The organism is Streptomyces sp. NPDC033136 (assembly GCF_055578235.1).
In genome coordinates this window covers 403,874-417,983 of sequence record NZ_JBVIPD010000003.1, presented here as the reverse complement: position 1 = coordinate 417,983, position 14,110 = coordinate 403,874, and the positions used below count along the sequence as shown (strand labels likewise).

Below are 14,110 nucleotides of genomic sequence, written 5' to 3'. Positions count from 1 at the left end.
CGCCGCGGAGACGGCCTTCGCCCGAGCCGGCCCTACCGCACCTCGGCCCGTCCGGCGGTGTCGTCGAGGAAACCGCCCGACTGGTGCTGCCACAGCTTCGCGTAGGAGCCGTCGAGCGCGAGCAACTCCTGGTGGCTGCCCTGCTCGACGATCCGGCCGCGGTCGAGGACGACGAGCTGGTCCATGCCGGCCACCGTGCTCAGCCGGTGCGCCACCACCAGCGCGGTACGCCCGTCCATGAGCCGCCACAACGCCTCCTGGACGAGCAGCTCGCTCTCGGAGTCCAGGGCGCTGGTCGCCTCGTCGAGCAGCAGGATCGGCGCGTCGCGCAGGATCGCCCGGGCGAGGGCGACGCGCTGGCGCTGACCGCCGGACAGCTTGACGCCCCGCTCGCCCACCATGGTGTCGAAGCCGTCCGGCAACGTGTCGGCGAACTCCGTGACATGGGCCGCCTCGGCAGCGCGGCGGATCTCGGTGTCCGTGGCGTCCGGCCGGGCGAACGCGATGTTGTCCCGCAGGGTGCGGTGGAACATCGCCGGGTCCTGCGGTACGTAGGCGATCCGGCTGCGCAGGTCGGCCTGGCGCAGCCGGCTGATGTCCTGGCCCGCCACCAGGATGCGGCCGCCGTCGATGTCGGTCATCCGCAACAGCAGCCGGGTGAGGGAGGTCTTGCCGCCGCCGGAGCGGCCGACGAGGCCGATCTTCGCCCCGCTCGGCACGGCCAGGTCGAGCCCCTCGAACAGTGGCCGGCCGCCCCGGTGGGCGAAGGTCACCTTCTCGAAGCGGACGTCGGCGGGCCCGGACCGCGGCGGTTCCGGGTCCGGCGGGTCGAGTACGGTCGGCGGCGTCAGGAGCAGTTCGGTGAACTGCGCGGCCTCCGTCATCGAGCTCTCCAGCCGGCGGTAGATCTGGTTGAACTCGAACATGATCCGGGTCGCGTTGTTGTAGTAGGCGAAGGCGACCACGATCGCCTCCACGCCGTGCGCGCCGCCGCCGAGCATGACCGCGAGCAGCAGGCCCATCGCGTTGGTGAGCACGGACATGGGCGCGACCAGCGTGTCGATGCGCAGGTTGCCGTAGTCCCACGACCGCACGGTGAGCCGGCGCGACATCGCGACCCGGGCCCGGTGCTCGGCGGCCTCGCGCTCCTCCGCGGCGAACGCCCGCACGGTGTCCATGTTCATCAGGCTGTCGGCGACATGGCCCGACACCCGGGCGATCGCCTCCTCACGTTCGTCGACGAGCCGCTGGCGTCGCCGGACGAGGGGGGCGACCAGCACCGCCGTGAGCGCGATCATCGCCAGCAGGCCGACGACGAGCAGCGGTTCGTACCGCCACAGCACCACCGCCCCGAACACCAGCGGCACGAAGCTGCCCACGATCTGGAACGTCAGCGTGTCCACGAACGGCTCGAAACGGGAGGCGAAGCTGAGGACCCGCTTGGTCAGCGAACCGGCGAAGTTGTCGTGGAAGAACGCGGCGTCCTTGGCGAACAGTTCGTCCATCCCGATCACGTACAGGTGCTCGATGCCGAGGGCGTCCAGCCGGTTGAGGCAGTGCAGGGCGACACGCCACAGTGCCTCCGCGAGCAGCAGGACACCGGCGAAGCCGAGCACGTACGGCAGTGCCGAGGCGACCGTGAGGCCCTGGTCGCCGGCGAGGCCGCCGACGAGCTTGGCGACGATCAGCGGCGCGATGTAGTTGATTCCGATGTTGCCCAGCGCCGAGAGCAGCATCGCGGGGGCCGTCCACCGGCGGAGCCGGGCCAACTCCCGTCCGTAGTGACGAAGTGCCAGAAGTACCGAGCGCTTGCCCGGCTGAACCCTGCGTGTTCCAGGCGTTTCCATCCCACCCCTGTGTCGTCCTGTGGCCGTCCGCCACGCGTGTGTGCGGGCAGGGGCCATCGCCGCAACGGATGTGTGGAGTTTCGGGTCGAGTCCGGAAGTGTCTCGCGGTGGCGTCGGCGGAGTCCAAGCGTTTTCCGGCCCGGCGGTGGTGTGCGGGGAGCGCCAGGGGGCACGGCGGCGGACTCGGGGGTGGGTAGCTGTTCGCCAGGAGGTGTGCACGAGGTCGAGTCAGCTCGATCGTGTGATGGTCGGCTTCCTGGCTTGCGGTGTGCTGGGCCGTTCGGGCTACGGTGGTCGTGCGATCTGGGACACCGGGCGTGGCGCCGGTGTGCGGGGCCCCCGCTCCACCGGAGTGATGGTTCGGGGCCTCCCCGTCGCCTCTGGCTACACCCACATGGTCAGGTCGCACAGGGAACCGGCCTCCCGGGCCCGGACCACGGACGGGATCCGTGTCGCTGCCCCGGGGCTGAGTACGCCGGGGACCAGTACGCCCAAGACCGTTCGGGGCGTGCGGCTGAGCGGACTCACTTCTGCTCAGTCCACAGGAACGGTGATGGGAGCCGGGCCGTGCTTCAGCGCGGATGTCCCCGCGCCCTCGCGATCCGACGGGGGGGAACCGGTCGATCAGGCGGCGCGGTTCGGGGGCCCGGCCGAGTCGGGGTCGCCGGCCATGGACAGGACGGGGCCGGTCGCGGTGTCGTGGTGGCTGATGGCCGGCTGCTTCCTGTGATGCGGCTCGGTGGGGGGCGGGTCCGGGCGGGGCGGCGGGGACACCGAGTGCGAGCAGGGCGGTGCCTCCTCCAGCCCCGTGCCGCCGGGGATCAGCCCAGGTACAGCGGCAGCTTCGAGGCCCGTTCGCCGAGTTCCGCCTGCTCCGTCTCGGTCGGCGCCCGCCGCCCGGTGCCGATCAGCAGCGCGTCCAGGTCGTACCACGACGCCGGGAACGTGCTCCCCGCGATCTGCTCCAGCATCGCGCGGGACCGGGTGAGCCCCTCCGCCGGCGGCTGCGGCCGGTCCGGGAGGTACGCGATCAGGTCGAGGTGGTGCAGCGTCCACTCCATGACGTACGTGGAGAGGTGGTCGGCCACGGTCAGGACCTCGTCGCGGGTGCCGACCCTCCCGGCCGGGTCGGCGAGCAGGGCAGCGCGGCCGGCGGCGGAACCGACGTCCTCCAGGTGCTGCTTGAGCAGGTACGGATCCTCGTACGCGGCCGCCAGCCGGACGGTCAGCGCGTGGAGCGGGTCGTCGCCGGTCGGTGGCGTGGCGGAGATCTCCCAGTACGTCAGCGCGTCGCGCGTCGGTTCCCGGCCGGACGGGGTCGCCAGGGTGATCAGGACGTCCTGGGCGTCGGCGATCAGGTGGCACACCAGGTCCCGCACCAGCCAGCCCGTACAGCCGGAGGGCCGTCCGAAGTCCTCGTCGGACAGGTCGTCGACCGCCGCACGCAGTGCCGTCCAGGAGCGTGAGAAGAGATCCACCTCGGCACCGTAGTGCGGTGGCGCGAGCGTCGACAAGGACATCCAGGGCACACGATCGTCACCGAGGGCGTCGCGGCCGTCGACGTGCACGACTCCGGCGACCACGTTGAGTAACCTGGTGATTGCGGCGTATCACAGGAGCCCGCGACCCGAAGAGGGGTGAGCATGACCGATCTGCGCAATCCCGGAGTAGAGCCCGGAGTGCCGACCGCGACCGGCGAGGGCGCGGAGCAGCTCGTGTCGCCGGTCGGGTCGCACACCGAGTGGGATCCACTGGAGGAGATCATCGTCGGGCGGCTGGAGGGCGCGACGATCCCCTCCGACCACGCGGTGGTGACCTGCAACGTGCCGCCGTGGGCCGGGCGGCTGCAGGGGCTCGCGGCCGGCTTCCGGTACCCGCGGCTGCTCGTCGAGGAGGCGCAGCAGGAGATCGACGGCTTCGTCGCCCTGCTGGAATTCCTCGGTGTCACGGTCAGGCGACCGGAGGCGGTCGACCACCGGCGCCGCTTCGGCACCCCCGACTGGACCTCGCGCGGCTTCTGCAACACCTGCCCGCGCGACAGCATGCTCGTGGTCGGCGACGAGATCATCGAGACGCCGATGGCCTGGCCGTGCCGGTACTTCGAGACGCACTCCTACCGCACGATCCTCAAGGACTACTTCCGGCGCGGCGCGCGCTGGACGGCGGCACCCAAGCCGCAGCTCTCGGACGAGCTGTTCGATCCGGACTACCGCCTCCCCGGGCCGGATGACCCCATGCGGTACATCCTCACCGAGTTCGAGCCCGTCTTCGACGCGGCGGACTTCGTCCGGGCGGGACGGGACCTGTTCGTCACCCGCAGCAACGTCACCAACGCCATGGGCATCGACTGGCTGCGCCGCCACCTCGGCCCGGAGTACCGCATCCACGAGATCGAGAGCCGCTGCCGCACGCCCATGCACATCGACACGACGTTCGTCCTGCTCGCGCCCGGGAAGGTGCTGATCAACCCCGAGTACATCGACGCCGACCGCCTGCCGGAGGTCCTTGACTCCTGGGACGTCCTGGTCGCGCCCGAGCCCGACCCGATCAGCGAGCGGCTGCTCAAGATCACGTCGATGTGCGGCAAGTGGCTCAGCATGAACGTGCTCATGCTCGACGAGAAGCAGGTGATCGCGGAGCGGCACCACACCGGGATGCTGCGCGCACTGGAGAAGTGGGGCTTCGAGCCGATCCCGTGCGACCTGCTGCACTACGCCCCCTTCGGCGGCTCGTTCCACTGCGCGACCCTCGACGTCCGGCGCCGCGGCTCGCTCCGGTCGTACGTCGACTGACCGGGCCGCCGGCCGGCCGGGGCTGATGCCGGGCCGCTCGACCCGCGGCCGCTCGGTTCGGCCCGGCGGGGCCGCGGGGGCCGCCCTCAGCCTCCGGCCGCCCCCAGCCGTGCCGCCGCGAGAGCGGCGAGTTCGGCGGACGTACGCGGCCCCGGCTCGGTGCCGGACAACAACCCCTGTGCGCGCAGGAGTTCCGCCGCTGCGGCGCCCCACGGCAGCCGCAGCCCGGCCTCCCGGAGGAGATCGGTGCGGGCCAGCGCCGCGGGCGCGGGCCCGGTGCGGACGCCGGAGGGGGTGAGGAGCGCCACGTCGTCGGCCCAGCTCAGGGCGAGGTCGACGTCGTGGGTGGCCATCACCACCGTGGTGCCCCGGGCGCGGAGCCCGTCGAGCGTGGTGAGGAGCCGTTCCTGACCGTCCGGGTCGAGTCCGGCCGTCGGCTCGTCCAGGACGAGGACCCGGGGCCGCATGGCCACCGCGCCCGCGATGGCGGTCCGCTTGCGCTGTCCGTAGGAGAGCAGATGGGTGGGCCGATCGGCCAGGGCGGTGATGTCCAGGGCGTCCAGCGCCTCCGCCACCCGCGCCCGCACCTCCGCGTCGGGCAGGCCGAGGTTCAGCGGCCCGAACGACACGTCCTGTTCGACGGACGCCGCGAACAACTGGTCGTCCGGGTCCTGCACCACCAACTGGACGGTCGTCCGCAGCCGGGTCAGTCCCTTGCGGTCGTACGTCACCGGCTGCCCGGCGACCGTCAACCGGCCCGCGTGCGGTTTCAGCCCGCCGCTGAGCAGCCGCATCAGCGTGGTCTTGCCGCTGCCGTTGCGGCCGAGCAGCGCGAGTGCGCGCCCCTCGCGGATCTCGAAGTCGAGGCCGCTGAGCACGGCCGGGCCGTCCTCGTAGGCGAAGGACGCGCCCCGCAGGGCGACGAGGGCGGGCTCGCTCATGTCAGCGGCCTTTCCAGTACGAAGGTGAGGACGGCCAGCGTCGCGAGCAGCGTGCAACTGGCCGCCGTGAAGCGGACGGAGACCCGGGCCTCGGGCACCAGGACCCGCAGGGTGCCGTCGTAGCCGCGCCCGGCGAGACCGGCCTGGAGGCGGGCCGCCCGGTCGAAGGCCCGGACGAACGCGGTGGCGCCCAGCCCGGCCAGGGAACGCCACTCGGCGGCCCGGCCGGTGTGGCCGAGCCGGGCGGCCTGGGCTTCCCGGATGCGGCGCACCGAGTCCAGCAGCAGGAAGCTCATCCGGTACGTCACCAGCGCGACGTCGACCACCGGCGCGGGGATGCCGGCCCGCACCAGGCGGGGCAGCAGGTCGGACATGGGCGTGGTGAAGGCGAACAGCAGCACGCCCAGGGAGGCCGCCGAGGTCCGCAGCAGCAACTCCCCGGCCCGGACGGGCCCGTCCGCGGCAAGGGAGACGAAGCCGCCCGGCCCGCCGACCTGGACGAGCAGCGTGACCGCGCCGGTCACGCAGAAGCCCAGTGGCACCCGGTAGGCCCGCCACAGCCGCCGCCCGGGCACGCCCGCCGGTCCCAGCAGCACCACCAGGGCCGTCAGGAGCACCAGCGCGGCGCCCGGCCAGGGCGGCAGGGAGATCGCCAGCACGGTCAGCCCGAGCCCGAGCACGGCCTTGTCCACAGGATGACGGCGGCGCCAGCGACTGCTGTGCGCCGCCGCGTCGATCGGCAGCACCCGGGCTCAGTCCCGCTCGGCGGCGGACTTGCCGGCGGCCTCGGAGGGCACACTCCCGACCGCCCGCTCCAGCGCCCGCTGCTCGCCCTGCCGCCGTCCCCGGTGCAGGCCGAAGTAGTAGGCGAGGACGCCGGCGCCGAGGGCCGCCTGGAGGGAGAACAAGGCCGACTCGATCTCACCGGACGGCGGCTCGTACAGCGGTGAGAACCACGGCTCGTAGTCCGGCTCGATCTCGGTGATCGCGGTCTCCGCCTCGCCGTCGGCGCCCGTGAACGGCTCCTCCTTGTGGTCGCCGAGACCGAGCGCGAGCGGCAGCGCGGCCAGCGCGGCCACGACGAGCAGCAGCACCAGGTTGATCTTCGTGTTCCTGCTCATCGGGCCACCGCCTCGGTCTCGGTCCGGGACCGCTTCGTGGTGAGCAGTACGCCCAGCCGGGTCAGTTCGCCCTTGCTGGACTGCACCAGCAGCCGCATCACGAGCACCGTCAGCAGCCCCTCGCTCACCGCGAGCGGAACCTGGGTGACGGCGAAGATGGAGCCGAACTTGCCGAGTGCGCCCAGGAATCCGCTGCCCGGGTCGGGGAACGCGAGCGCCAGCTGCACGCTGGTGACGCAGTAGGTGGACAGGTCGGCGACGAACGCGCCGGAGAACACGGCCACCATCAGCGGCGCACCGGACCGCCGTAGCAGCCTGTAGACGGCGTATCCCGCCCAGGGCCCGGCGATCGCCATGGAGAAGACGTTGGCGCCGAGCGTGGTCAGGCCGCCGTGCGCGAGCAGCAGTGCCTGGAAGAGCAGGGTGATGGTGCCGAGCACCGCCATGATGGGCGGGCGGAACAGGATGGCGCCCAGGCCCGTGCCGGTGGGGTGGGAGCAACTGCCCGTGACCGACGGCAGTTTCAGGGCGGACAGGACGAACGTGAAGGCGCCGGAGGCACCGAGGAGCAGTGTGCTCTCGGGGTGCTCCCTGACCTCACGGGTGAGCGACCGGACCCCGTGGACGACGAACGGCGCCGACGCGACGCCCCAGGCGACCGCGTGCGCCGGAGGAAGGAAACCCTCGGCAATGTGCATGGCTCAGCAGACCCTCTCCAGCACCTCGTGGATGGTTGACGCGCCTTGGCCGGTCTCCTGGCTGACGGGTACCACCGCCCGAACTCCGCCTTCCCGGGTCACTAGGACCCAGTGGCTGCCCGCGAGGGCCGGAGCCGGACTTCCCGATTCACAGTGGCGAGGGCCGCACCGGCATCACACCGGATTTCCCGTTCACCAAGGCCTGGTGACAATAAGGCCGGGGTAAGGACGATGACAAGCCGCCCACGGGGGCGCGCGAGGGGGCGTCCGCTCGCACACCGGCGCATCCCCGGCGGTTCCTCAGCGGATCCACGCGGCAGGGAGCGGGCGGCCCGGGCCGCCCGCGGACCCGATCACGTCAGTCCTCGCCGTCGTCGTCCCCGTCGTCTTCCTCGCCGTCCCCCCAGTCCTGGCGCGGCTTCTCAGGCTGCGGCTCGTCCGTCTGCTCCGGCCCGCCGCCGCCCGCTTCCTCCGTCGGGGCCGTGGCGCTCGGCGTCGGCGCGCCGGAAGCCGGTGCATCGGCCGGTGCGGGGGTCGGGGTGACATCCGTCACTGTTCCGGTGGCCGGCGTGGCGGCGGGCGCCGGGTCGGAGGTGAGCGGCGAGCCGGAGTCGGAGGAGGGGGTGGCGGCGGGACTGCTCGCGGTGGGGGAGGCGTCGGGCTCCGTGCCCTCCGTCGCGGTGCTGTCCGGAGAGAACACGCGCATGCCGATGAGCATCGCGGCGAGGAAGAGCGCAGCCGCGGCGGCCGTCACGGCCACGAGCGAGCGGTTGCCCGGGCCGCCCCGCCGCCCGGCACGGCCCGAACGCCCGGCCTGGGCCGCCCGGGCCGCGCTGCGGTGTCCCGTGGTCGCCGGCAGCGCGTACGTGGTCGGGCTGCCGGTCTCTGAGCCCCGCACGGACGCGGTGGCCGAGGGCCTGGTCTCCGGCCGGAGGGGCGGTGAGGCCTCCGGCAGCGGCTCCGGCAGTCCCCGCCAGAGGCCCGCGGCGAACCACTCGGCGGACCGCTGGGCCGTGGGCCGATCTTCGGGCTGCTTCGCCAGCAGGCCCAGGAGGTAGTTCTCGAACGCCGGCGGGAGACCGGTGACTCCGAGCTCGCGCGGCGGCACGGGGGCCGAGTCGAGATGCTGGTGCAGGAGCGCGACGGCGGTGTCCGCCTCGAACGGCGGCCGGCCGCTGAGGAGCTGGTAGAGCACGCAGCCCAGGGAGTACATGTCGGAGGCGGGACCCGCGGGCTTGCCCAGGGCCCGTTCGGGCGCGAGGTAGAGACCGGTGCCGACGATCTGTCCGGTGGCGGTGAGCGCGGCCCCCGGGTCGTCGAGGAAGCGCGCGATGCCGAAGTCGCCGATCTTCAGGGTGCCGCCCGCGTCCAGCAGCAGGTTCGCGGGCTTGACGTCCCGGTGCACGATGCCCTGCGCGTGCGCGGCGGCGAGCCCGGCGGCGGCCTGTGCGGCGAGCTCGGCCACCCGCTCGGCGGCGAGCGCCCCGGAGGCGGACAGCACCCCGGCGAGACTGTCGCCCTCCACCAGCTCCATCACCAGATACAGCCGGTTGTCGAACTCGCCGAAGTCCAGGACACCGACGACGTTGGGATGGTTGAGGCGCCCGGCGGTCTGGGCCTCCAGACGGAACCGGGAGGCCGCCGTGGCGTCGGTGTCCTGGGGGAGCAGCAGCTTGACGGCCACCGCTCTGGCGAGCGTCTCGTCGTACGCACGCCAGACCTCTCCCATTCCACCGCGCCCGATCTCAACATCCAGCCGGTAGCGGCCCGCTAGCAGCACTCGTCCTCGCATCATGCTTGTGGGAAGGTCGTAGCCGCAGACCGAACTTCCCGCATCCGCACGGGGATTGGCGGGGGTGCCGCAGCCGACCCAGGATACTGGCGCCGCGTGACCACCGATCTCCGCAGCGGTGTCCCCGGCCGGTACGGTCCCGGAATTCCCGGAGCGGAGAGGCCGCCCTCTCAAGTGACGCTCCCGCGCGCGTGGTTGCCGGGCCGGTGTCCTCGGTGGCGGCTCAGGACACCGTGGCCGTCGCCCCCTCCCGGCGCGGCAGCAGGGCCACCGCCAGGGCCGGTACGGCCGAGAGGACCAGCCACGGCACGGCCGTCGGAAGGCCCAGGTCGAGCAGGGAGCCGGTGGCCGCGCTGCCCGCGAGGACGATCAGACCGGAGACGGAGGACAGCGCGCCCATGTAGAGGCCGAGCCGGCCCTCCTCGGCGAGGTCGGGCACCCATGCGCGAGCGGCCGGCACCACCAGCATCTGCCCCACGGTGAGCAAGATCACGAAGCCCGCGGCCGGTACCAGCCCGGCGGCACCCGTCCAGCCGGCGGGGCGCGCGGCGGCCACCACCGCGAAACCGGACGCGATCAGCAGCAGCCCGGCGGCCATGGAGCGGCGCAGATCGAGCCGGTCACCCGCCCAGCGGGTCACCGGCAGCTGCGTGCCCACCACGAGCACCGAGGACAGGGCGAACAGCCAGGACAGCGGGGCCTGAGAGCCCGCCGCGCGCTGCACCTCGTCCGGCAGGGCCAGATACAGCTGGTTGTAGGCGAGCAGGTACGTGCCGTACGCGCAGCACAGGGCCAGGAAGCGGCGGTTGCGCAGCAGCAGCCGCACCCCGCCCCGCTCCCGGACGCGGACCCGGCCGGGAATGTGCTGCGGCATCAGCCACACGTGCCCGGCCAGGACCAGCACGAAGACGGCGGCGCCGGCCAGGCACGCGGTGCGGAAGTCGACGGCGAGCAGCAGCGCCCCGAGGAGAGGCCCGGCGAAGGCCCCGACCTGGCCGGCCACGCTGAACAGCGCCAGCACCCGGGTGCGCGCACCGTGCCCGTCCTCCTCCCACACCACCGCCTGGCGGGCCACCTCGGACTCCACGGCGGGGGAGAACAGCGCGGCGGCGAACCCGATCACCAGCACCGAGCCGATCACGGCCCAGGTCGCCTCCGCGTATCCGAGCCAGGCGAACCCGGCGATCCGCAGCACGCAGCCGGCCAGTACGACCGGGCGCACCCCGCACCGGTCGACGAGCCAGCCGCCGACCACGAACAGCCCCTGCTGGCTGAACGTGCGCAGTCCGAGCACGAACCCGACCAGCCAGCCCGCCATGCCGATCGCCGTGCCGAGATGCTCGGCGAGGAACGGCAGGACGGCGTAGAAGCCGATGTTGAAGGCGAGCTGGGTCAGGATCAGCAGCCGCAGCAGCGGTGACAGTTCCTTCCAGAGCCGCCGGGTGCTCTCGCGCGGGGCGCGCGGGCCCTTGGCCGTACGGGAGGCGCGGCGGGTCGGCACGCGGGAGGTGGGGTCGGTCATCGCTCTTCTGCCGGTGGGGCGGGGACGGGGACAAGGAGGGCGTCGGGGCGGTCCGGCTGTCGCCGCGGGGCCGGGAGGGCCCGTTCCGCGGGCGGCTCGGCCGGGCCGGCGGGACGCTTGCGTCGTCGGGGCAGCCGTACGCCGCCCGCGGCGGTCACCGCGAGCGCCCCGAGCAGGGCGAGGACCGCGGCCGGGAAGAGCACGGCCCACGGGGCGCGCTCGGCGTACGGCTGGTTCTCGGCGAGCAGCAGGCCCCACTCGGGGGACGGGGGCTGGGCGCCGAGGCCGAGGAAGCCGAGCGCGGCGAGGCTCAGAGCGACGCCGGGCAGCCGGAGCAGCGCGTGCCGGGTCACCGGCGGCAGCACGGCGGGCAGCAAGGCGTGGCGGAGCAGGTACCAGTCGCCGGCGCCCAGCGCACGGGTGGCCGTGAGGTGGGTGGTCGCGCGTTCCTGACGCAGCAGCGAGGAGGTGTGTGCGGCGAGCGGGGCCCAGGCCACGACACCGACGGCGACCGCGGGGGTCCACGGGCCGCTGCCCGCGATGCCGGTGACGAGCAGGCCGGCCAGGACCGGTGGCACCGCGCCGGCCGTGTCGACCAGCGGCGTGGACAGTCTCGGCAGCAGCCCCAGCAGCAGCCCGGCGACGAGGGCGGCGGCGCTCACCGCGAGGGCGAGGGCGAGGGTGTTCAGCGCGCCGTGGGAGACGCGGGCGAGCAGGTCCCGGCCGAGCGCGTCCGTCCCGAACGGGTGGCCCGGGGAGGGGCCTTGCAGCCGGGCCAGGGCGTCCAGGGTGAGAGGGTCGCGGGGCAGGCCGACCCCGATGACGGCGGCGAGCAGCCCTCCGTAGAGCAGCGGCAGGGTGCGGGGCGCGGGCGGACCGGGCCGGTGCAGGGACTGCAGGGCGCCGTCGCGCAGCGCGGGCCCGATCAACAGCCGGGCCGTGAACCGGGCCAGCAGCCCCGCCGCGGCGGCGAGCAGGACCAGGGCGAGCGTGCCGGTCTGCAGGACGGGCAGATCCTGGGCCAGGGCCGCGTGCAGGGTGAGCCGGCCCACGCCCGGGATGTCGAAGATCTGCTCCACGGCGACCGCTCCGCCGGTCAGACCGACCACGAACAGGCCCAGATTGGGCAGCAGTCCGGGCACGCAGCGGCGCACCGCGTGACGCGCCGCGGACGTCGGCGGAAGGCCACGCGCCGCGGCCGCCCTCGCCCAGGGCTCGCCGAACGCGCCGGGCAGCAGATCGTCCAGCATCCGCCCGAGCACCGCCCCGGCGGGCAGGCCGAGGGCCAGCGAGGGCAGCACCATCCACGGCGGCCCGTACCAGCCGAGCGCGGGCAGCCAGCCCAGCTGCACCCCGATCACCGAGGCCAGCACCGTAGCGACGAGGAACTCGGGCAGCGCGGCCAGCACGGCGGGCACGGTGCCGCCGGCCCCGCGCGCACCGAGCCTGCCCCGTGCGCCGAGCCGGATCGTACGGGCGCAGACGGCCGCGGCCGTGCACGCGGCGACCGCGAGCGCCCCGGACATCAGCAGCAGTGACGCGCCGAGTGCCTGCGCGACACCGGGCAGCACCTCGGCGCCGGACACCCATGACGTGCCGGCGTCGCCGCGCAGCGCCCCGCCGAGCCACCGGCCGAGCAGCGCCAGCGGACCGTCGTCGAGGCCCAGTTGCTCCCGGATGGCACGCAGGGTCTCGGGGGTGGGGTCGCGGTCGGCCGACCGCGCCCGGAGCACGGTCAGCGCGGGGTCGGTACGGGACAGCCACGGCAGCAGGCCGACTCCGCACACCAGGGCGGCGGTGAGAAGGGCCCGCCACAGCAGCGCGGGGGCGCCGCCGCGCGCGAGTGCGCGCAGACCGGCGGCGCCTTTCATCGGGGGCGTGTCCGAGGTACTCAGCGCCGGGTCCCCGTACCGACGAGGGTGCGCTCGTACGGATCGGGCAGCGCGCCCCGCACGGACGTCGCGATGCCCTGGACGAGCTTCAGATGCACCAGCGGGATCACCGCGTCGCTGCCGAGGACGGCGGCCTCCGCCTTCATGGCGGCGTCCTGCCGCTCGGCGGTGCCGGACTCGGTCTGGGCGGCGGCGACCAGCTTGTCCACGTCCTTGTCGCACAGGAACGACAGGTTGTTGGAGCCGTCGCAGGTGTAGTCGCTCGCCAGGACGGTCACCGGGTCGCCGGTGTCCAGCATCATGTTGCGGGAGAAGACCGCCGCGTCGAACTTCCCGGCCAGCAGGTCGCCTTCGAGGCGCGTGTACGTGCGCACCTCCAGCTTCACCTTGAACCCGGCCTTCTGCAGCTGCTGCTGGAGCACCTGGGCGGTCTCCGGCAGCTCGGGCCGGTCGCTGTAGGTGGCGAGGGTGATGCTCGTGCCGTCGGGGTCGGCCGCCCGTGCCCGTCCGGCCGGTTCGAGGCGCTTGCCGGCGGCCCAGGTCAGGGCCGGTCCGAACAGGCCCTGTGCGGGCACGGCGTACCCCTCGTAGGCGCCCTTGGCGATGACCGAGGTGTCGATCGCCTCGCGGGCGGCTGCCCGCAGCCCGGCGTCGGTGAAGGCACCGGACTCGGTGTTGAGGTACAGACTGGTGTTGCGGGCGGTGTTGACCTCGTGGACGGTGTCCTTGTCCAGGGACGCGACCTGGGCGACCGGCAGGGACTCGGCGATGTCGACCTCGCCGGTGCGCAGGGCGTTGGCGCGGGCGGTGCCGTCGGAGACGAACCGGACGCTGATCCCGGACGCCTGGGCCCGGCCGCCCCAGTAGTCGTCGAAGCGGTCCAGTGCGGCCGCCGTGTCGCCGTCGGTCCTGGTGAGCGCGAAGGGACCGGTGGCGGTGCCGACGACGTTCACCGTGCCCTTCTTGGCGTAGGCCTTCGGCGCGAACACCGCGAGGGACGGGTTCGACAGCCGCAGCGGCAGGACGGGGTCGGCCTCGGCGGTGCTGACCCGGACCCGCTGGTCGCCCTCGGCCCTGGCGGTCAGCTTCACGCCGGAGAGCGCGGACGGGGCCGGGTCGGCCTTCCCCGCGGACGTGAGGGCGGCGGCCACGGCCCGGGCGGTGACGGCCTCGCCGTCCTGGAACCTGGCGTCCCGCAGGGCGAACACCCAGCTCTTGCCGCCGTCCTCACTGCTCCACGACTCGGCCAGCGCGGGGACCGCAGTACCGTTGGCGTCCAGCCTGGTCAGCCCCTCGATGACGCCGAGACGGGACAGGAGCATCGCGTCCTGGCCGTACGGCGAGTAGTTCTCGGTCGGAGCGAAGGGGAGGGCGACGCGCAGGCGGGCGCCGTCGGCGGAGCCGGAGGCGTTCGAGGACTCGTCACCGGAGGGCGCGAAACAGCCGGAGAGCGAGGGGAGCAGGAGCAGACCGGCTATGAGCCGGCGGCGGGAAGTTCTCATAGC

Annotated in this window: 11 protein-coding genes and 1 riboswitch; of the genes, 1 reads left to right on the top strand and 10 read right to left on the bottom strand. The window is 73.6% G+C overall.

The window, feature by feature from the left end; translation table 11 throughout:
- Positions 1-32 precede the first annotated feature (32 nt).
- Positions 33-1,847, bottom strand: a complete 1,815-nt coding sequence (locus tag ACZ5TL_RS07595) for an ABC transporter ATP-binding protein (protein WP_468588449.1) — start codon at positions 1,845-1,847, stop codon at positions 33-35.
- An 821-nt stretch (positions 1,848-2,668) separates the two neighbouring features.
- Positions 2,669-3,325: a maleylpyruvate isomerase N-terminal domain-containing protein gene (locus ACZ5TL_RS07590; RefSeq protein ID WP_468588579.1), complete on the bottom strand. Its 657-nt coding sequence runs from the start codon at positions 3,323-3,325 to the stop codon at positions 2,669-2,671.
- A gap of 165 nt (positions 3,326-3,490) precedes the next feature.
- Between ACZ5TL_RS07590 and ACZ5TL_RS07585 the strand changes: the two genes are divergently transcribed.
- Positions 3,491-4,639, top strand: a complete 1,149-nt coding sequence (locus ACZ5TL_RS07585) for an amidinotransferase (RefSeq protein WP_468588448.1) — start codon at positions 3,491-3,493, stop codon at positions 4,637-4,639.
- Positions 4,640-4,725: 86 nt separating this feature from the next.
- Here the strand turns inward: ACZ5TL_RS07585 and ACZ5TL_RS07580 are convergent, their stop codons facing one another.
- From ACZ5TL_RS07580 to ACZ5TL_RS07545, 8 genes are all read right to left on the bottom strand, one after another.
- Positions 4,726-5,580: an energy-coupling factor ABC transporter ATP-binding protein gene (locus ACZ5TL_RS07580; protein ID WP_468588447.1), complete on the bottom strand. Its 855-nt coding sequence runs from the start codon at positions 5,578-5,580 to the stop codon at positions 4,726-4,728.
- Entirely contained in the window at positions 5,577-6,326 is a 750-nt protein-coding gene (gene cbiQ / locus ACZ5TL_RS07575; RefSeq protein ID WP_468588446.1) for a cobalt ECF transporter T component CbiQ, read from the bottom strand. The genes ACZ5TL_RS07580 and cbiQ overlap by 4 nt, the downstream gene beginning before the upstream one ends.
- Positions 6,327-6,332: 6 nt before the next feature.
- Complete coding sequence (locus ACZ5TL_RS07570; RefSeq protein WP_468588445.1) at positions 6,333-6,701, bottom strand: energy-coupling factor ABC transporter substrate-binding protein; 369 nt, start codon at positions 6,699-6,701, stop codon at positions 6,333-6,335.
- On the bottom strand, positions 6,698-7,399 hold the full coding sequence (locus tag ACZ5TL_RS07565) for an energy-coupling factor ABC transporter permease (RefSeq protein WP_468588444.1): 702 nt from the start codon (positions 7,397-7,399) through the stop codon (positions 6,698-6,700). The genes ACZ5TL_RS07570 and ACZ5TL_RS07565 overlap by 4 nt, the downstream gene beginning before the upstream one ends.
- Before the next feature lie 30 nt (positions 7,400-7,429).
- Positions 7,430-7,614: riboswitch (cobalamin riboswitch) on the bottom strand.
- 143 nt (positions 7,615-7,757) lie between these two features.
- Positions 7,758-9,194 carry a serine/threonine-protein kinase gene (locus ACZ5TL_RS07560; protein WP_468588443.1) on the bottom strand — a complete coding sequence of 479 codons (1,437 nt, stop codon included), beginning with the start codon at positions 9,192-9,194 and terminating at the stop codon, positions 7,758-7,760.
- A 220-nt stretch (positions 9,195-9,414) separates the two neighbouring features.
- Entirely contained in the window at positions 9,415-10,713 is a 1,299-nt protein-coding gene (locus ACZ5TL_RS07555; protein WP_468588442.1) for an MDR family MFS transporter, read from the bottom strand.
- Positions 10,710-12,584, bottom strand: coding sequence for an ABC transporter permease subunit (locus tag ACZ5TL_RS07550; protein WP_468588441.1), 1,875 nt, complete (start codon positions 12,582-12,584; stop codon positions 10,710-10,712). The genes ACZ5TL_RS07555 and ACZ5TL_RS07550 overlap by 4 nt, the downstream gene beginning before the upstream one ends.
- Before the next feature lie 20 nt (positions 12,585-12,604).
- Positions 12,605-14,107 carry an ABC transporter substrate-binding protein gene (locus tag ACZ5TL_RS07545; protein ID WP_468588440.1) on the bottom strand — a complete coding sequence of 501 codons (1,503 nt, stop codon included), beginning with the start codon at positions 14,105-14,107 and terminating at the stop codon, positions 12,605-12,607.
- Positions 14,108-14,110: the final 3 nt, after the last annotated feature.